This is a genomic window from Terrabacter sp. C0L_2 (assembly GCF_036352015.1).
GTDB lineage: Bacteria > Actinomycetota > Actinomycetes > Actinomycetales > Dermatophilaceae > Terrabacter > Terrabacter tumescens.
Genome location: NZ_CP143557.1, coordinates 3,945,195 through 3,963,914 on the forward strand (window position 1 = coordinate 3,945,195; position 18,720 = coordinate 3,963,914).

Here is an 18,720-nt window from a genome sequence, read left to right on the forward strand (position 1 = left end):
CGCATGGGGCGTGGCTCGCTGCGGATCTACCTCGGTGCGGCGCCGGGAGTCGGCAAGACGGTCGCGATGCTCGACGAGGCGCACCGCCGCCTCGAGCGCGGCACGGACGTCGTCGTCGGCTACGTCGAGACCCACGGCCGGGCCCACACCGCGGCGCTCGCCGAGGGGCTCGAGGTGCTACCCCGCCGCACGGTGGAGCACCGCGGAAGCCGGCTGACCGAGCTCGACGTCGATGCGGTGCTCGCGCGCCGGCCCGAGGTCGTGCTCGTCGACGAGCTCGCCCACACGAACGTCGGAGGCGGCTCGGGGCACGAGAAGCGCTGGCAGGACGTCGAGCAGATCCTCGACGCCGGCATCGACGTCATCTCGACCGTCAACATCCAGCACCTCGAGTCGCTCAACGACGTCGTCGAGTCGATCACCGGCATCCGCCAGCAGGAGACCGTCCCCGACGAGGTGGTGCGCCGTGCCGACCAGGTGCAGCTCGTCGACATGTCACCGGAGGCGCTGCGCCGCCGCATGGCGCACGGCAACATCTACGGGCCCGACCGGGTCGACGCCGCGCTGTCGAACTACTTCCGCATCGGCAACCTCTCGGCGCTGCGCGAGATCGCGCTGCTGTGGCTCGCCGACCGCGTCGACGAGGCGCTCGAGCGCTACCGCGCCGACCAGGGCATCCACGAGCCGTGGCCCGCGCGCGAGCGTGTCGTCGTCGCGCTGACCGGCGGCGCCGGCAGCGAGACCCTGCTGCGCCGCGGGGCCCGCATCGCCACGCGGGCCGCCGGCGGCGACCTCATCGCCTGCCACGTCCGGTCGGCCGAGGGGCTCGCGTCGACGGACCCGGCGGTCCTGACCCGGCTGCGGCGCCTGGCCCGGGACCTAGGGGCCGAGTTCCACGACGTCGCCGGCAACGACGTGGCCGAGGCGATCCTCGACCACGCCCGCGGCGTCAACGCCACCCAGATCGTCGTCGGGGTGAGCCGGCGCGGACGGTGGCAGCAGACCCTGCGACCGAGCATCGCCTCGGAGGTGGCCGACGGCTCGGGAGACATCGACGTGCACCTCGTGCCCCACGAGGGCTCGAAGGTCGGACGCCGTCGCTCGCGCGCCACGGGCCTGCCCATCCGGCGCGTCGTCGCCGGGCTCCTGCTCGCCGTCGTCGCGCTCGTCGCCCTGACGGGCGTGCTCGTCGCGACGCGCGAGGGCCACACCCTCTCGCTCGACCTCCTGCTCTACCTCGCACTGACCGTCGTCTGCGCCCTCGTCGGCGGCATCTGGCCCGCCCTGTTCTGCGCCGTCGTGGGCTCCCTCGTCGTCAACTGGTTCTTCACCGAGCCCCGCGGCACGCTGACGATCAGCGACCCGCCCAACGCCCTGGCGCTCGCCGTCTTCGTCCTCGTCGCCATGGCCGTCTCGTCGGTGGTCAACGTCGCCGCCCGCCGGACCGAGCAGGCCATCTCCGCCGAGAGGGAGTCGACGGCGCTCGCGGCCATGAGCCGGGACCTGCTCGCGGAGCCACGGCCGCTGCCCGCCCTGCTCGACCGCGCCCGGAGCGACCTCGGCATGCGCGCTGCGGTGCTCACCGAGGCCCACGACAACCGGCCGCCCACCGTCGTGGCCTCGACCGACCCGCACCTGCAGCCCGGCAGCGAGCTGCCGACCGACCACGGGTGGGCGCTCGACGTCACCGTCGACGACGGCGTGCACCTGCTCCTCGACGGGCCGCCCGTCGCCGCCGAGGACCAGCGCGTCGTCAACGCGTACGCCGCCCACGCCGCGATCCTGCACGGACGCGAGCAGCTCGTCCGCACCGCGCGCGAGGCCGCCGGTCTCGCCCGTGACAACGCCGCGCGCACGACGCTGCTGGCCGCCGTCTCGCACGACCTGCGGACTCCGCTCGCCAGCATCAAGGCCGGCGTCTCGACGCTGCGCCAGTCAGGGCTCGACCTGCCGGCCGAGGACGAGGCGGAGCTGCTCGAGTCGGTCGAGGAGAGCGCCGACCGCCTAGACGCCCTCATCGGCAACCTGCTCGACCTCTCGCGCCTCGAGACGGGTGCGGTGCGAGCCCACCACCACTCGATCGACCTTCTCGACGCCGTCGTATCGACGGTGCGCACCACCTCGGACCCGCGACGCGTGGAGGTCGACCTCGAGACGGACCTCCCCCTCGTGCGCACCGACCTCGGCCTGCTCGACCGGGTGCTCGCCAACGTCGTCGAGAACGCCCTGCGGCACAGCGGCGACGCCGACGTGCGCATCACGGCCGGCCGCATCGGCGACACCGTGCAGCTGCGGGTCATCGACCGCGGGCCGGGGGTCTCCGACGCCGACAAGGAGCGCATCTTCGCGGCGTTCCAGCGCGTCGGTGACGCCCCCCAGGGCGACGGACTCGGACTCGGACTGGCCGTCGCCCGCGGGCTCATGACCGTCCTGGGCGGCTCGCTCGCGCCGGAGGACACCCCCGGCGGCGGCCTGACCATGGTCGTCGAGCTCCCGCTGACCCCGACCCCGCCACCGGGTCGAGGTGATGGCGACCACCACGTGGGTGACGGGATCACCTCGACCGACCGCACCGCCCATGAGACCGCCCAGGAGGAGGACGCGTGACCCGAGTGCTCGTCGTCGACGACGACCCCCGACTCCAGCGCACCCTGACGATCGCGCTGCGCGCCCACGGCAACGAGGTCGTCACCGCCGCCGACGGCCGCACCGCGGTGCAGTCGGTCGCCGAGGACGCGCCCGACGTCGTCATCCTCGACCTCGGCCTGCCCGACCTCGACGGCACCGAGGTGCTGCGTCGCATCCGTGCCACGTCCGTCGTCCCCGTCATCGTCCTGTCGGCCCGGCACGAGTCCGACGACAAGATCGAGGCGCTCGACCTCGGGGCGGACGACTACGTCACCAAGCCCTTCGGGGTCGAGGAACTCCTCGCGCGGGTGCGCGCCGCCGTCCGCCGGGGCGGCGACGCCGGGCGGCACCTCGAACCGGTCACGACCGATCACTTCCGGCTCGACTTCGCGGAGCGGCGCGCGACGGTCGGCGGCGAGGACGTGCGCCTCACCCCGACCGAGTGGCGCCTGCTCGAGGCGCTGTGCCGCGAGCCGGGACACCTCGTGCAGCAGCAGGACCTGCTGCGCGCCGTCTGGGGCCCGTCCTACGGCCGGGAGTCGAACTACCTCCGCGTCTACGCCAACCAGCTGCGCCGCAAGCTCGAGCCCGACCCGGCCAACCCGCGCCACCTCGTCACCGAGCCCGGTCTCGGCTACCGCTTCAACCCCTGAATCCCAACCGGCCGCTCGTGGCCTCTCGACGGTTCAGAAGGGCCGAACGTGGCCTTTCGACGGTCGAAGAGGGGCCATTCGTGGCCTCTCGACGGTGGAGATCGGAGGGTCGGGGGGGGTCAGTCGCGCTCGCGATAGCCGCGCGCACCACGGTCGGTGAGGTTCCAGGCGTCCTCGGACTCCTCGTCGTCCTCGTCGACCGTGCGCGCCATGTCGCCGGGCGTCCACTGGGCGGTCGGCACGGCGGTCGTCTCCTCGTCACCGCGGCGCTGCTCGCCACGCTGCGCGACGATCGCGGCCGTCCGCTGCGGCGCCACCTCGGGCACGTCGGGCACGTCGATCTCGTCGGCGTAGCGGGCCGAGACCTCGGGCGGCTCGACGTCGACCGGCGGGGCGGCATACGGCTCTGCGGGCTCGATGAGCTCCGCGAGGTCGTCGTCCATCGGCTCGTTGGGGTGCGGCACGTCCTCACCGCGCAGCAGCGCGAGCGTCTGCTCGAGGTCATCGGGGCGCACGAGCACGTCGCGGGCCTTGGAGCCCTCGCTCGGGCCGACGACGCCGCGCGACTCGAGCAGGTCCATGAGGCGTCCGGCCTTGGCGAAGCCGACGCGCAGCTTGCGCTGGAGCATCGACGTCGAGCCGAACTGCGTCGTGACGACGAGCTCGGTCGCCTGGAGCAGCACGTCGAGGTCGTCGCCGATGTCGTCGTCGATCTGCTTCTTGGGCGCCGCGACGGTGACGTTCTCGACGTAGTTGGGCTTGAGCTGGGTCGTGACGAACTTGACGACCTCGTGGATCTCGGACTCGTTGACCCACGCGCCCTGCACACGCATCGGCTTGCTCGCGCCCATCGGCAGGAAGAGCGCGTCACCCTGGCCGATGAGCTTCTCTGCGCCGGGCTGGTCGAGCACCACGCGGCTGTCGGCGAGCGAGCTCGTCGCGAACGCCATCCGCGAGGGCACGTTGGCCTTGATGAGGCCGGTGACGACGTCGACCGACGGTCGCTGCGTGGCGAGCACGAGGTGGATGCCGGCGGCTCGCGCGAGCTGGGTGATGCGCACGACCGACTCCTCGACGTCGCGCGGGGCGACCATCATGAGGTCGGCGAGCTCGTCGACGACGACGAGCAGGTACGGGTAGGTCGTGATTTGCCGCTCGGACCCCGGCAGCGGCTTGACCTTGCCGGCACGGACCGCCTTGTTGAAGTCGTCGACGTGCTTGAAGCCGAACGCCGCGAGGTCGTCGTAGCGCTGGTCCATCTCCTTGACGACCCAGGCGAGCGCCTCGGCGGCCTTCTTGGGGTTGGTGATGATCGGCGTGATGAGGTGCGGGATGCCCTCGTAGGCCGTGAGCTCGACGCGCTTCGGGTCCACGAGGATGAGGCGCACCTCCTCGGGCGTCGAGCGCATGAGGATCGAGGTGATCATCGAGTTGACGAAGCTCGACTTGCCCGAGCCCGTGGCGCCGGCCACGAGCAGGTGGGGCATCTTCGCGAGGTTGGCGATGACGTAGGCGCCCTCGACGTCCTTGCCGACACCCATGACCATCGGGTGCTCGTTGCTGCGGGCCGTGTGGCTGCGCAGCACGTCGCCGAGCGCGACGTTCTCGCGGTCGAGGTTCGGGATCTCGATGCCGATGGCGGACTTGCCCGGGATCGGGCTGAGGATGCGCACGTCGGCCGACGCGACGGCATACGCGATGTTCTTGGAGAGGGCGGTGACGCGCTCGACCTTGGTGCCCGAGCCGAGCTCGACCTCGTAGCGCGTGACCGTCGGGCCGCGCGTGAAGCCGGTGACGGCGGCGTCGATGTCGAACTGGTCGAAGACGCCGGTCAGCGACTCGACGACGCGGTCGTTGGTCTCGCTGCGCGTCTTGTGCGGCGCGCCGGGGGTCAGCATCGCGGGGTCGGGCAGGCGGTAGGTGATGTCGCCGCCGAGGCTCAGCTGCTCGACGCGGGCCGGCAGCTCCGACATGGGCGGCGGGATGAGCTCGGCCTTGGGGCCGACCTTGCCCGTGTCGGGCGCACCGAGCGTCTTCGGGTCGGTGGCGTCGATGACGCGCTCACCCTTCTCGCCACCGGGGCGCGGCACGACCAGGCCGGGCGGCGTCGGGCGCTTCTCACCAGGTCGCGGGCGGGTCGTCGTGTCGTCCTCGAGCGCCTTCTGCGCGGCCTGGCGGAAGGCCTCGTCGCCGTCGCGGTCGGACAGGTCGACGGGCTTGCGGCGGGCGCGCTTGACGGCCGCGGCAGGGGCGTCGTCGGGCGCGTGGTCGTCGTCGCCGTGGCCGCGGTCGATGACGAGGGCGCGCAGCTGGCGCATCCGGGTCGGGATCATGTTGACCGGTGTGGCCGTGATGACGAGCAGGCCGAAGAGCCCGAGCAGGATCAGGAGCACGAGGGCGCCGTAGGTCGAGACGGCCGCGGCGAGCGGGCTCGAGGCGAGGAAGCCGAGGATGCCGCCGGCCGCCCGCATGCCGTCGGCGCCGTCGGGCGGGTTGGGGATGCCGTCGGCGAGGTGCGACAGGCCGCATGCGGCGAAGGTCAGCGCGATGGTGCCGACGACGATGCGGTTGGTCGCCGCGTCGTCCTGCGGGGCGCGCAGCATGCGCAGGCCGAGGGCGAGCAGGACGAGCGGGACGGCATACGCGACGCGGCCGAACGTGCCGGCGAAGACCGCGTGCACGATCTGGCCGAAGGTGCCCGAGACGCCCCACCACTCGCGGGCGGCGACGACGATCGCGAGCGCGATGAGGGAGAAGCCGATGCCGTCACGCTTGTGCTCGGGCTCGAGGTCGGCGGCGCTGTGGCCGACGCGGCGCACCGCTCCCCCGGCCATGTGCGAGACGCCCATCCACGTGTTGCGCATCGCGCCCAACGGGAAGGGCAGACCCCCGCCGCGCGCCTTGGAGGACGTCTTGGTCGGGGTCTTGGCGGCCGGCTTGCGGGCCGCCGGCTTGCGCTGCGCGGGCCGGGTCGACCGGGCTGCGGGCGGGCGCGACGTGGCCCCGCCGGAGGACCCCTTGGCACGGGTTGCCGCGGTGGTGCTCGAGCGTGGGCTGCTGGACGGACGTGACGCCATGCTCGCACCGTACGTCAACGCACCGCTGAACTCACGCGTCACACGCGCAACAGCGACGACCGACTGGACGGCGGCGCAACCCCGTCGCGTATGCCGGGTGGCCCGGTCGGCGCGGCCGCCGAGCCTCCGCGAATGGGGTCGCACGACTGCGCGCGTCTCAGATCGCGACACCCGAGGACCGACCGGTGGACAGTCCGCGAGCCGTCCCCCTATCGTCGTCGCAGGTCATGAGTGCCAGTGACAAGCCCCGGCTCGCTGGCCAGCAACCCTCCTCCGCGGTGGGGTGCTCCGGGTGACGACCAGGCCGCCCTCGGTCCGTTCGTGGAACTGAGGTCGGCAAGCGCGGACCCGCACCGGGTGGGTCCCTGACCCAGGAGCACCCTCATGTCGGTCCTTCCCTCGCCCCTTCCCTCGACCCTTGACTCGACGCACCCCGCCGCCTCCCTCTGCGGCGGCTCCCCCGCCCCCGTCGTGCGCACCCGCGCCCTGCACGTGGTGCCCGAGTCGCGCACGCTGCCCACCGTCGTGGGCGCGGGACTGCGCGTGCCCACCCTCCACGGCGAGACGGCATACGCCAACCTCGACCACGCCGCGTCGACGCCCGCGCTCGAGACGGTCAAGGCGGCGGTGGACCGCGCGCTCGAGACCTACTCCTCCGTGCACCGCGGCGCCGGCTTCGCCTCACGCCTGACGAGCACGTGGTACGAGCAGGCCCGCGAGGAGGTCGCGGCCTTCGTCGGTGCGCGCGAGGGCGACTCGGTCGTCTTCACCCGCACGACCACCGACTCGTGGGCCCTGCTGAGCAAGGCGCTGCCGAGCCGCACGACGGTCTTCGTCTTCGACTCCGAGCACCACTCGACCCTGCTGCCGTGGGGCCGCTTCCGCACCGTGCGCCTGCCCGTCCCGCAGACCGTCGAGGACGCGCAGGCCCTCCTCGAGGAGGCCCTGGCCGACCACCCGTCGCGCCACCGTCTGGTCGTCGTCGCAGCCGCCTCGAACGTCACGGGTGAGGTCTGGCCCGTCGAGCGCTTCGCCGCCCTCGCGCACCAGCACGGCGCGCGGATCGCCGTCGACGCCGCCCAGCTGTCGGCGCACCGCACCATTGACCTCGCCGAGTGGGACGCCGACTACGTCGCGTTCTCCGGCCACAAGACGTATGCCCCCTACGGCGCCGGCGTGCTCGCCGGGCGGTCCGACTGGCTCGACGCCGGCAGCCCCTACCTCGTCGGCGGCGGCGCCACCCGGTCGGTGACCGAGGACGGCACGACGTGGGCCACCGGCCCGGCACGGCACGAGGGCGGCAGCCCCAACGTCATCGGCGCCATCGCGCTGGCCGCGGCCTGCTCGACGATCGCCCGTCACCGCGAGGCCATCGAGGAGCACGAGTCGCGCCTGCTCTCGCGGCTGCGCGCCGGGCTCGACGAGGTCGCCGGGGTCGAGGTGCTCTCGATCTTCGGCGAGGACAGCGACCGGGTCGGCGTCGTCGCCTTCACCCTCGAGGGCTGGGACTCCTCGCTCGTCTCGCAGGTCCTGTCCGTCGAGCACGGCATCGGCGTGCGCGACGGCAAGTTCTGCGCCCACCTGCTCGTCGACGAGCTGCTCGAGGACCCGTGGGGCGAGCGCGCCGCCACGGCCGTGCGGGCGAGCATCGGCCTCGGCAGCACCCTCGAGGGCGTCGAGCGCCTCGTCGCGGCCGTCGCGCGGCTCGTCGAGCACGGCACCGACGGCACGTGGACCTTCACCGAGTCCGGCTGGAGCCTCGAGGGCACCGACCCGCGCGACGTCGAGGTCGAGCGCCCCTGGTGACGACCGACGTCCCTGGCGACGTCGGGGGCCGCGTCCGTGCGGTCCCGCCTCAGCGCGCCGGCAGGTGGTAGCTCGCCCACACCGCCGCGTGGTCGGCGCGGTTGTAGGCGACCTGCCCGGCCGCGACGACCGTCAGGCCCCGGCTCAGCAGGTGGTCGAGCGCCGCGAACGCCGGCAGCCGGTTGCCCGCGAACGGCCAGGTGCGCACCCAGCCCTGGCCGGCGGTGCGCTGGGCATCGTCGAGCCCGGCGGCGAGGTCGCGGAAACCGGGGTGGCCGAAGCCTGCGTTGAAGTCGCCCGCCATGACGAGCAACTCGTCGCCGTCGAGCCGCTGCTTCCACGAGTCGAGGGCACGCAGCCCCGCCCGCCACTGCTCGGTGTCGCCCCGGAGCGGCGCCGTGGGGTGGGCGACCTTGAGGCGGACCGTGCCCTCCGGAGCGGTGACGTCGAGCTCTGGCTGGACGCTGTCGGTGCCCTGGACGGCCGGGTCGGCGCCGCGGTCGATCACCGTGAGCGGGTAGCGCGAGAGCACCATCGTCCCGGTGAACGTCCCGGCGCGCGCCACCCCCTCGCGCTGGGAGAAGTAGACGGTGGCGCCCTCGGCGTCGAGACGGCGCAGGATCGCCGGCGTCGCCTCGGTCAGGACGAGCACGTCGACGGAGTGGTAGCGCACGGCATCCATGAGCTGGACGGCGTTGGCCTCCCCGATCCACACGTTGGCCGACATGACCGTGAGGTCGCGCTCGGCCTTCGGCGAGGTCGTGTCGCGAAAGGCCGGGGCCGCGACGGTCACGGCCACCGCGAGCACGGCGACGACCGGGAGCAGCATCCACCAGCGACGCAGCACGAGCGTCGCGATCGCCAGCAGGCCGAGGCCCACGACGACGAACGGCCCTGCCGTCTGGAGCACGACGACGGGGTATGCCGTGGAGTCGTACCAGCGCAGCGCCCCGACGGCGCCGAGGCCGACCAGGACGAGGCCGATGGCGATGTCGACCCAGCGCCCGCGATGCTGGCGCCGGGGCTCGTCCCGATCCGTCCCGGCGGAGTGGTCGGGCTGGTCCGGTCCGTCGCCGGCGGGCTCGGCACCCCCGTCGACCCCCGTGTCGATCCCCCTGTCGACCTCGCGCACCGTCACCTCAGGCCTGCAGCACGACCGGGATGATCATCGGACGGCGGCGGATCTTGCCACCGACCCACGAGCCGACGGCACGGCGGATGACCTGCTGGAGCTGCTGGTCGTCGCTGACACCCTTGGCCACGGCTTCCTCGATGGCCCGCTCGACCTTCGGGATGACCTGCTGGAAGATCTCGGCGTCCTCGACGAACCCGCGAGCGGTGATCTCCGGGCCGCTCGCGATCTTGCCGGTGGCGGCGTCGAGCACGACGACGCAGGTGATGAACCCCTCGTCGCGCAGGATGCGGCGGTCCTTGAGCAGGGCCTCGTCGGCGCCACCCACGCTGCTGCCGTCGACGTAGACGTAGCCGCACTCGACGACGCCCGTCACCTCGGCCACCCCGTCGACGAGGTCGACGACGACTCCGTCCTCGGCGAGCACGACCTGCTCCTCGGGGACACCGGAGGCGATGGCGAGCTGGGCGTTGGCGTACATGTGGCGCCACTCGCCGTGCACGGGCAGGACGTTGCGTGGCTTGACGATGTTGTAGCAGTAGAGCAGCTCGCCGGCGCTGGCGTGGCCCGACACGTGGACCTTGGCGTTGCCCTTGTGCACGACGGTGGCGCCGAGGCGCATCAGGCCGTTGATGATGCGGTAGACGGCGTTCTCGTTGCCGGGGATGAGGCTGCTCGCGAGCAGCACGGTGTCGCCCGGACCGACGTCGATGCGGTGCTCGCGGTTGGCCATCCGCGACAGGGCAGCCATCGGCTCGCCCTGCGAACCGGTGCAGATGAGGACGAGCTCGTCGTCGCGCAGGCTGTCGATCTTCTTGATGTCGATGAGGATGTCGTCGGGCACCCGGAGGTAGCCGAGCTCGGCCGCGATCCCCATGTTGCGCACCATCGAACGGCCGACCATGGCGACCTTGCGCCCCGCCTTCTCGGCGGCGTCGAGCACCTGCTGGACGCGGTGCACGTGGCTGCTGAAGCAGGCCACGATGATCCGGCGCTCCGCGTGGCGGAAGACCTTGTCGATGGCCGGGGCGATCTCGAGCTCGGGCGTCGTGAAGCCCGGGACGTCGGCGTTGGTCGAGTCGGTGAGGAAGAGGTCGACACCCTCCTCGCCGAGCCGGGCGAAGGCGCGCAGGTCGGTCAGGCGGCCGTCGAGCGGCAGCTGGTCCATCTTGAAGTCGCCGGTGTGCAGCAGCGTGCCGGCCTCGGTGCGCACGAAGACGGCGAGCGCGTCGGGGATCGAGTGGTTGACGGCGACGAACTCGAGGTCGAAGACGCCGAGCTTCTCGCGCTGGCCCTCCTTGACCGCCATGGAGTACGGCCGGATGCGGTGCTCCTTGAGCTTGGCCTCGACGAGGGCGAGGGTCAGCGTGGAGCCGATGATCGGGATGTCGCCCTTGAGCTTGAGCAGGTAGGGCACGGCGCCGATGTGGTCCTCGTGGCCGTGGGTGAGCACGATCGCCACGATGTCGTCGAGGCGGTCGGCGATGTAGCTGAAGTCCGGGAGGATGAGGTCGACGCCGGGGTGGTGGTCCTCGGGGAAGAGCACGCCGCAGTCGATGACGAGCAGCTTGCCCTTCGTCTCGAGCACGGCCATGTTGCGGCCGACCTCGCCGAGCCCGCCGAGCGCGACGACCCGCAGGCCGTTGTCGGGGAGGGCGGGGGGCGTGCTCAGCTCGGGGTGGGGGTGGCTCACAGGTGTCCTGTCATTCGGTGGTGCTGCCGGGCCGTCACGGGCGCCGGTCGGAGGTCGTGGGGGCGGTCATCCTGCCGCCGGGCGCTCAGCGGATGCCGCGGGCGCCGTGATCGTCGAGAGCGCGGCACGCACGAGCGCGGTCTGGTCGTCGTCGGCGGGCACGAGGGGCAGGCGGACCGCCGGGGACTCGATGACGCCCTGGAGCGCGAGACCGGCCTTGGCCATGATCGCGCCCTGCGTGACGTTCATGACGGCGTCGACGATCGGCACGAGCCGGCGGTGGACGGCGCGTGCGTCCTCCCAGCGGCCCGCGACGACGGCGTCGGCCATCTCGCGGTAGTCCACCGGGGCCACCTGCGAGGTGACGCCGACGAAGCCGACCGCGCCGTTGACGAAGTGCGGGAGGTTCATGGCGTCGTCGCCGGAGTACCAGTCGAGGCCGGTCTCCTGCATGATCGCGCCGGCGAACCAGAGGTCGCCGCGGGCGTCCTTCACGGCGGTGATGCGGTCGTGCTCGGCGATGCGCAGGTAGGTCTCGCGCTCGATGGCGATGCCCGAGCGCCCCGGGATGTCGTAGACCATGACGGGCAGGTCGGAGGCGTCGGCGAGCGCCGTGAAGTGGGCGACGAGGCCGGCCTGCGGCGGCTTGTTGTAGTAGGGCGTGACGGCCAGCACGGCGTCCGCGCCGGCCTTATGCGCTAGGCGCACCGACTCGACGCTCTTGGCGGTGTCGTTGCTGCCGGCTCCGGCGATGACGATGCACCGGTCGCCGACCGCCTCGATGACGGCCCGGAGCAGCTCGTCCTTCTCGTCGGCCGAGGTGGTGGGCGACTCGCCGGTCGTGCCCGAGACGACGAGGCCGTCGTGCCCGGCGTCGACGAGGTGGGTCGCGACCCGTTGGGCGGCGTCGAGGTCGATGGAGCCGTCGGGCCGCATGGGCGTGACCATCGCCGAGAGAACACGTCCGAGGGCGGGTGCGTCAGCCATGCGCCCAAGGTTAGCGCCCGTGTGACCGGGCACGACGCCACGCCCACGCCACGCCGAGACGACGCCCACAGCGCCCCTTCACGGGCGCTGTCAGCCGTCCCTGGGGGGGGGCACGACAATGGCGAGGCACTACTCGCTCGGGGGTCCGAGTAGTGCCTCGCCACCCCCTACATCGCGGGTCTGCGGCGGGCGTTACAGCCCGGACCGAAGACTTTTTCCGAACGTCTGCGTATGCCGTGTCAGCCGCGCCGTTCGTAGGTGACCCACGCGTAGCCGGGGTGCTCGTCGCGCGCCGTCTCGACCCAGTCGGCGGGGTCTATCGGCGGGAAGGTGACCGAGCCGTCCGGGGACTGGTCGACCTCGGTGACGAGGAGGCGGGCGGCATACCCCATCGCCTGGCGGTAGATCTCTCCCCCGCCGACGACGAAGACCTGCTCGGCACCCGCGGCGAGCTCCAGCGCCTCGGGCAGCGAGTGCGCGACCTCGACACCGGGCGCGCTCCAGCCGGTCTGGCGGGTGATGACGATGCTGCGCCGGCCGGGCAGAGCGCCCATGGAGTCGAACGTGCGGCGGCCCATGACCATCGGGTGGCCCATGGTCGTGCGCTTGAAGTACTTCAGGTCCTCCGAGAGGTGCCACGGCATGGTCAGTCCGTCGCCGATCACGCCGTTGCGCCCGACGGCGGCGATCATCGTGACGTTGGGCAGCACGGTCGACATGGCGCCAAGGCTCCCAGACGGCCGCGGGTCAGACCGCGATGGGGGCCTTGATGCCCGGGTCGGCGACGTAGTCGACGAGCTCGAAGTCGTCGAGGTCGAAGTCGTCGATGTTGGTCTTGCCCGGCGTGATGCGCATCGTCGGCAGCGCGTGCGGCGTGCGGGTCAGCTGCAGGCGCGCCTGGTCGAGGTGGTTGAGGTAGAGGTGCGCGTCGCCGAGGGTGTGCACGAACTCGCCCGGCTCGAGGTCGGTCAGCTGCGCCACCATCTGGGTCAGCAGCGCGTAGCTCGCGATGTTGAAGGGCACGCCGAGGAAGATGTCGGCGCTGCGCTGGTAGAGCTGGCAGGACAGCCGGCGGCGGCCGTGGGGCCCGGGCGGCGAGACGTAGAACTGGAACATCGTGTGGCAGGGCGGCAGCGCCATGTCGTCGACGTCGGCGACGTTCCAGGCCGAGACGATGAGGCGGCGGCTGTCGGGATTGGTGCGGATCTGCTCGATGACCTTGGCGATCTGGTCGACGCGGCGACCGTCAGGGGTCGGCCAGGACCGCCACTGGTAGCCGTAGATCGGGCCGAGGTCGCCGCGCTCGTCGGCCCACTCGTCCCAGATCGAGATGCCGCGCTCCTGCAGCCAGCGCACGTTGGTGTCGCCCCGCAGGAACCACAGCAGCTCGCCGATGATCGAGCGCAGGTGCAGCTTCTTGGTCGTCATGGCCGGGAAGCCGTCGGCGAGGTCGAAGCGCATCTGGTGGCCGAACACGCTGAGCGTGCCGGTGCCGGTCCGGTCGGACTTCTCCTGACCATGGGTCAGGACGTGGTCGAGGAGGTCGAGGTACTGCCGCACGGTCCGCAGCCTAACCCCGGCCACCGACCCCGCCCACGATCGACACCTGCGTGTGCACAGCCCGCCCCGTCTGGGGCCGTGGATGCACACGAATCCTTCCCCAGTGCTGGTGCGCGCCGGGGCTGTGGACGACCGTCGCCCTCGCCGCCCCGGCGCCGAGAGGCTGTGGGTCATGGATCCTCTGCTCGCCGCGCGCATCAGGGGACAGTCGGGCCTCGTGACGCGCGAGCAGGCACTGGCGGCAGGACTCACCGAGAAGGCGATCCGCTGGCGCGTCACCTCGGGTCGGTGGACCGTCGTGCACCCGCGGGTGTACCTCACGGAGCCGGGCCGAGAGGGGTGGGACCTCCGTGCGACGGCAGCGCTGCTGCACGTCGGGCGCCCCGCTGCCCTGTTCCGGTGGAGTGCCGGGCACGCGTGGTCCCTCGTCCACCGGGGCGACGACCCGATCGAGGTCGTCGTGCCGATCGGCCGCTCCGGACGGACCCGCGACGGGATCACGATCGTGCGCAGCCGCGAGTTCCACCAACGCCTCGACCCCACGGCCTGGCCACACCGCGTCTCCGCCGCCCACACCGTCTTCGACCTGTCGGCCGGCGCGCCCCTGGACCGGGCTGTCGCCCTGATGGCCAAGGCGCAGCAGCTGCGCCTCTGCACGCCCGACGAGCTGCGTGCTGCCCTGGCCACTCGGTCGCGCCAGCCGCAGCGGCGCCTGCTGATGGAGGCCCTGGGCGAGGTCGGAGAAGGCGTCGAGAGCGCGGCGGAGCACCGCTACGTGCGGGACGTCGAGCGCGCGCACGGGTTGCCGGTCGGGCGCCGGCAGGCTCCTGCGCCGGGACAGCGACACCGTGACTCGGCCTACGACGCTCAGAAGGTCGTCGTGGAGGTCGACGGCCGGCTCGGACACGAGGGCTGGGCCGCGCAGGCCGTCGACCGGCGCCGTGACATCGACAGCGCCGTCACCGGCTGGCTGACGGTGCGGCCGACCTGGCTCGAGGTCGCCGATGCTCCCTGCCGGCTGGCCGCCGACCTGGACACGATCCTCAGGAGCCGAGGGTGGACCGGTCGTGCCGTCCCATGCCGCCGGCCCGGGTGCTTCCTCGCGCGCCAGCGAGCAGGCTGACGCCTGCGTCGTGGCGGCCTCGTGTGCAGAGGGAGCCCCCGGGAGGGCGACGGCTGCACACGGAGGCAGACCCAGCCGGCGCCGGTCAGGCGTCGTAGTCGAGGCTGACCTCGTCGGTGACCGGGTGGCTCTGGCAGGCGAGCACGATGCCGGCCTCGACCTCCTCGGGCTCCAAGGCGTAGTTGCGGTCCATCCGGACCTCGCCCGACACCAGGCGCGCCCGGCACGTGCCGCACACTCCCCCGGTGCACGAGTAGGGCGCGTCGGGCCGGGCCCGCAGCGTCGCGTCGAGGATCGTCTCCTCGCGGCTCGGCATCGGGATGACCGTCGTGCGCCCGTCGAGGTTGACCGTGACGGTGGCCTCGGGCGGGGCGCCGGCGTCGACGACGACCTTGCGCTTCGGCTCGGTGCCGTCGTCGACGTGGAAGATCTCGTGGTGGATGTGGTGCGCGTCGACGCCGCGACCGGTGAGCAGCGACTCGGCACCGGTCACCATCCCGAACGGCCCGCAGAGGTACCACTCGTCGACGGACCCGACGGGCAGCAGCGTGTCGAAGATCGCCGTGAGCCGCTCGGTGTCGAGGCGTCCGTGGAAGAGCTCGACGTCCTGGGCCTCGCGGGAGAGCACGTTGACCAGGTGGAAGCGTCCGGGGAAGCGGTTCTTGAGGTCCTCGAGCTCCTCGAGGAACATGATCGAGCTCGTCCGCCGGTTGCCGAAGAGCAGCGTCGCGCGCGAGCGGGGCTCCTCCTCGAGGGCGCTCGTCAGGAGCGACAGCACGGGCGTGATGCCCGAGCCTGCCGCGATGGCGACGTGATGGCGTATGCCGTCCGGCCGGGTCGCGCACGTGAAGGAGCCCTGGGGGGTCATGACCTCCACGACGTCACCGGGCGAGACCCCGTCGTTGAGCCAGTTGGACATGCGGCCCTCGGGCACACGGGCGGCGGCGACCCGCAGGCGACGCCCGGCCGGGTCGGCGCGGCGCGACTGGCAGATCGAGTAGGACTGGCGCACGTCCTCCCCGCGGATCGTGGCGCGCAGGGTCAGGTGCTGGCCCGGCTCGAAGGCGAACTCCTCGACGAGGTCCTCGGGCACGAGGAAGGTGACGGCGACGGCGTCCTCGGTCAGACGCTCCACCGAGTCGACGGTGAGCGGGTGGAACCGGGCGCGGTGACGGGCGCCGGCAGGTGCCGAGGCGGTGCTCGCGGCCGTGCTCGGAGCAGGGGCCGAGGCGGACTCGGCCGCGGCCGGGGTGGTGACGTCGGTCATTCAGATGGCCTTGAACTCGTCGAAGGGCTCGAGGCACGCGTTGCACCGGCGCAGGGCCTTGCAGGCGGTCGAGCCGAAGTGGGCGATCTCGGTGGTGTCGGTGGACCCGCAGAGCGGGCAGGCGACGACGTGGCGGGTCAGGGTGACCGCGACGGGACCGGAGGGCTCCCCCGTCGGCGCCGGCCCGGGTGGCGCAATGCGGAAGCGGCTCAGGGCTGCTCGACCTTCGTCGCTCATCCAGTCAGTCGTCCAGGCCGGCGACAGCTGCGTGCGGACGTCGGCGGCATACCCCTGACGGTCGGCCTCGAAGACGATGCGCGACGCGATGGCCTCCATGGCCGGGCACCCGCTGTAGGTGGGCGTGATCGTCACGGTCACGGTGTGTGCCTGCTCGTCCACGTCGACCGCACGCAGGATGCCGAGGTCGGCGATGCTGATGACCGGCACCTCCGGGTCGGGGATGCGCGAGATCGCCTGTGCCACAGCGGACTCCGCGGCCACGACAGTCACCACGTCGCGCCGGGGTGGGACCGCGCGATGTGCTGCATCTCGGCGAGGAGGTAGCCCATCGGGCGCGAGTGGATGCCTGAGCGGCCGCCGCGCGACCGCCACCGGGAGCCTTCGGGAAGGGTCAGCGTCGCCTGCGCCACCACGGCCGCGACCCGGCCCTCGACCCGGTCGCGCAGGCTCGAGGGCAGCACCCCGGCCCCGCGGTCGACGGCGAGCACCGAGGCCTCGTCGTCGTCGAACAGCTCTGCGACGTAGGGCAGCACGCGCTCCAGGGCAGCCTGCATGCGTCGGTGCGACTCCTCGGTCCCGTCGCCGAGGCGCACGACCCACAGCGACGCGTGGTCGAGGTGGTAGCGCACCTCCTTCAGCGCCTTGCCGGCGACGCCCGCGACGACGTCGTCGCCCGATCCGGTCAGCGCGGTGTGCAGCTCGACCTGGTAGGCCGAGAACCACAGCAGCCGCGCCATCTCGTCGGCGAAGTCGCCGCGCTCCTGCTCGACGAGGTGGACGTTGCGCCAGTCGCGCTCGTCGCGCTGCATGGCGAAGTCGTCCTCACCGCGACGGGACCCGTCGATCGAGCCGATGTAGGGGTAGAGCCCGCGCGCCTGCCCGAGGAGGTCGAGCGCGATGTTGCCGAGCGCCATGTCCTCCTCGATCTGCGGCGCGTTCGTCATCCACTCGCCGAGACGCTGGGCATAGACCATGGCGTCGTCGGCGAGGCCGAGTAGGTAGCCGGCATACGGCTTGTCGCCGGGGGCCGCGCCGGTGTTCTCCGCGGCCCCGGGCAGCGACTCACGCCGCGCCGACTCCGCTGCGGACGGGGCCGCCGACGTCGCGTGGTCGTCCATCGGCCGGGGTCCCTGCGAAGTATCGGAGCGAAGCGGAGAACTTCGTGGGGTGGTCATAGGTACTCCACGTCCTCGGGGACGTCGTAGAACGTCGGGTGCCGGTAGATCTTGTCGCCGGCCGGGTCGAAGAACGAGTCCTTCTCCGACGGGCTGCTCGCCGTGACGTCGTCGGCCTTGACCACCCAGATCGACACGCCCTCCTGGCGGCGGGTGTAGACGTCGCGCGCGTTGCGCAGGGCCATCTCCGCGTCAGGTGCGTGGAGCGAGCCGACGTGCACGTGGGACAGGCCGCGCTTGCCGCGGACGAAGACCTCCCAGAGCGGCCAGCTGCGCTCGGTCGCCCCCTCGGGTGCGTCGGTCACGCGGCACTCTCCTTCTCGTTCTCGCGGATGGTCTGCTTGGCGGCGTACGCGTTGGCGGCCTCGCGCACCCACGCACCCTCGTCGTGGGCGCGGCGGCGGTGCTCGATGCGCTCGGCGTTGCACGGGCCGTCACCGCGCAGCACCTGCCAGAACTCGTCCCAGTCGATCTCGCCGAAGTCGTAGTGGCCGCGCCCCTCGTTCCAGCGCAGCTGCGGGTCGGGCGGCACGATGCCGAGCTTCTCGGCCTGCGGCACCATCATGTCGACGAACTTCTGGCGCAGGTCGTCGTTGCTGAACCGCTTGATCCCCCACGCCATCGACTGCTCGGTGTGACCACCCTTGGCGGCCTCGCCGGTGTCGGGCGGGCCGAACATCGCGAGCGCCGGCCACCACCAGCGGTCGGCGGCGTCCTGCGCCATGGCCTGCTGGGCCTCGGTGCCACGCATGAGGTTCCAGAGGATCTCGAAGCCCTGCCGCTGGTGGAAGGACTCCTCCTTGCACACACGGATCATGGCGCGGGCGTAGGGCCCGTAGGAGCACCGGCACAGCGGCACCTGGTTCATGATCGCGGCGCCGTCGACGAGCCAGCCGATGGCCCCGCAGTCGGCCCACGTCAGCGTCGGGTAGTTGAAGATCGAGGAATACTTCTGCTTGCCGTCGTGCAGCCGGTCGAGCAGCTCCTGCCGGTCGACGCCGAGCGTCTCGGCGGCCGAGTAGAGGTAGAGCCCGTGCCCGGCCTCGTCCTGCACCTTGGCGATGAGGATGGCCTTGCGGCGCAGCGACGGGGCGCGGGTGATCCAGTTGCCCTCGGGCTGCATGCCGATGATCTCGGAGTGCGCGTGCTGGGCGATCTGGCGGATCAGCGTCTCGCGGTAGGTGTCGGGCATCGCGTCCCGCGGCTCGATGCGCTGGTCGGCGGCGATGAGGGCGTCGAAGTCGGACCCGATCGCCTCACGCTGGTCCTCGTGCGCCGCGGCCGCGTCGTACGCGCCGGTCTCGGCCGCGTTCAGCGGTTCGTTCGGGTCGATGACGTCGTTGCCATACATGAGTCCAGTATGCGAGATGGGGCCGGGG

Annotated in this window: 15 protein-coding genes and 1 riboswitch; of the genes, 4 read left to right on the forward strand and 11 right to left on the reverse strand. The window is 72.3% G+C overall.

Annotation, left to right across the window (positions count from 1 at the left end):
• Positions 1–3 precede the first annotated feature (3 nt).
• Both U5C87_RS18385 and U5C87_RS18390 read left to right on the forward strand, forming a co-directional pair.
• Positions 4–2,607, forward strand: a complete 2,604-nt coding sequence (locus U5C87_RS18385; protein WP_330473930.1) for a sensor histidine kinase KdpD — start codon at positions 4–6, stop codon at positions 2,605–2,607.
• Positions 2,604–3,281 carry a response regulator transcription factor gene (locus U5C87_RS18390; RefSeq protein ID WP_330473931.1) on the forward strand — a complete coding sequence of 226 codons (678 nt, stop codon included), beginning with the start codon at positions 2,604–2,606 and terminating at the stop codon, positions 3,279–3,281. The genes U5C87_RS18385 and U5C87_RS18390 overlap by 4 nt, the downstream gene beginning before the upstream one ends.
• Before the next feature lie 119 nt (positions 3,282–3,400).
• On the opposite strand, the gene U5C87_RS18395 is transcribed toward U5C87_RS18390, so the two are convergent.
• Positions 3,401–6,358 (reverse strand): FtsK/SpoIIIE family DNA translocase, encoded by a 2,958-nt coding sequence (locus tag U5C87_RS18395; RefSeq protein WP_330473932.1) that lies wholly within the window; start codon positions 6,356–6,358, stop codon positions 3,401–3,403.
• Positions 6,359–6,581: 223 nt separating this feature from the next.
• Positions 6,582–6,707: riboswitch (SAM riboswitch) on the forward strand.
• A gap of 35 nt (positions 6,708–6,742) precedes the next feature.
• Between U5C87_RS18395 and U5C87_RS18400 the strand changes: the two genes are divergently transcribed.
• Complete coding sequence (locus tag U5C87_RS18400; RefSeq protein ID WP_330473933.1) at positions 6,743–8,164, forward strand: aminotransferase class V-fold PLP-dependent enzyme; 1,422 nt, start codon at positions 6,743–6,745, stop codon at positions 8,162–8,164.
• Between the two features lie 49 nt (positions 8,165–8,213).
• Here U5C87_RS18400 and U5C87_RS18405 read toward each other — a convergent pair whose 3' ends face one another.
• From U5C87_RS18405 to U5C87_RS18425, 5 genes are all read right to left on the reverse strand, one after another.
• On the reverse strand, positions 8,214–9,296 hold the full coding sequence (locus U5C87_RS18405) for an endonuclease/exonuclease/phosphatase family protein (protein ID WP_330473934.1): 1,083 nt from the start codon (positions 9,294–9,296) through the stop codon (positions 8,214–8,216).
• A gap of 7 nt (positions 9,297–9,303) precedes the next feature.
• Positions 9,304–10,989 carry a ribonuclease J gene (locus tag U5C87_RS18410; RefSeq protein WP_330473935.1) on the reverse strand — a complete coding sequence of 562 codons (1,686 nt, stop codon included), beginning with the start codon at positions 10,987–10,989 and terminating at the stop codon, positions 9,304–9,306.
• 66 nt (positions 10,990–11,055) lie between these two features.
• Positions 11,056–11,976 (reverse strand): 4-hydroxy-tetrahydrodipicolinate synthase, encoded by a 921-nt coding sequence (dapA, locus tag U5C87_RS18415; RefSeq protein ID WP_330473936.1) that lies wholly within the window; start codon positions 11,974–11,976, stop codon positions 11,056–11,058.
• Between the two features lie 239 nt (positions 11,977–12,215).
• Positions 12,216–12,695 carry a dihydrofolate reductase gene (locus U5C87_RS18420; RefSeq protein ID WP_330473937.1) on the reverse strand — a complete coding sequence of 160 codons (480 nt, stop codon included), beginning with the start codon at positions 12,693–12,695 and terminating at the stop codon, positions 12,216–12,218.
• A 28-nt stretch (positions 12,696–12,723) separates the two neighbouring features.
• On the reverse strand, positions 12,724–13,536 hold the full coding sequence (locus tag U5C87_RS18425) for a thymidylate synthase (protein ID WP_330473938.1): 813 nt from the start codon (positions 13,534–13,536) through the stop codon (positions 12,724–12,726).
• A 172-nt stretch (positions 13,537–13,708) separates the two neighbouring features.
• Here U5C87_RS18425 and U5C87_RS18430 point away from each other — a divergent pair, with 172 nt between their 5' ends.
• Positions 13,709–14,659: a type IV toxin-antitoxin system AbiEi family antitoxin domain-containing protein gene (locus tag U5C87_RS18430; protein WP_330473939.1), complete on the forward strand. Its 951-nt coding sequence runs from the start codon at positions 13,709–13,711 to the stop codon at positions 14,657–14,659.
• An 85-nt stretch (positions 14,660–14,744) separates the two neighbouring features.
• On the opposite strand, the gene paaE is transcribed toward U5C87_RS18430, so the two are convergent.
• Genes paaE through paaA form a run of 5 tightly spaced genes read right to left on the reverse strand, consistent with a single transcriptional unit; the run spans position 14,745 to position 18,692 of the window.
• The gene (gene paaE / locus U5C87_RS18435) at positions 14,745–15,926 is read right to left on the reverse strand and encodes a 1,2-phenylacetyl-CoA epoxidase subunit PaaE (RefSeq protein WP_330473940.1); all 1,182 of its coding nucleotides are present in this window, start codon (positions 15,924–15,926) and stop codon (positions 14,745–14,747) included.
• Positions 15,927–16,436, reverse strand: coding sequence for a 1,2-phenylacetyl-CoA epoxidase subunit PaaD (gene paaD, locus U5C87_RS18440; protein ID WP_443082140.1), 510 nt, complete (start codon positions 16,434–16,436; stop codon positions 15,927–15,929).
• Positions 16,433–17,284 (reverse strand): 1,2-phenylacetyl-CoA epoxidase subunit PaaC, encoded by an 852-nt coding sequence (gene paaC, locus U5C87_RS18445; RefSeq protein ID WP_330473942.1) that lies wholly within the window; start codon positions 17,282–17,284, stop codon positions 16,433–16,435. Before paaC ends, paaD begins: the two co-directional genes overlap by 4 nt.
• 53 nt (positions 17,285–17,337) lie before the next feature.
• A complete protein-coding gene (gene paaB / locus U5C87_RS18450) occupies positions 17,338–17,646 on the reverse strand; it encodes a 1,2-phenylacetyl-CoA epoxidase subunit PaaB (RefSeq protein WP_030146542.1) in 309 nt (102 codons plus the stop codon).
• On the reverse strand, positions 17,643–18,692 hold the full coding sequence (paaA, locus tag U5C87_RS18455) for a 1,2-phenylacetyl-CoA epoxidase subunit PaaA (protein WP_330473943.1): 1,050 nt from the start codon (positions 18,690–18,692) through the stop codon (positions 17,643–17,645). Before paaA ends, paaB begins: the two co-directional genes overlap by 4 nt.
• Positions 18,693–18,720: the final 28 nt, after the last annotated feature.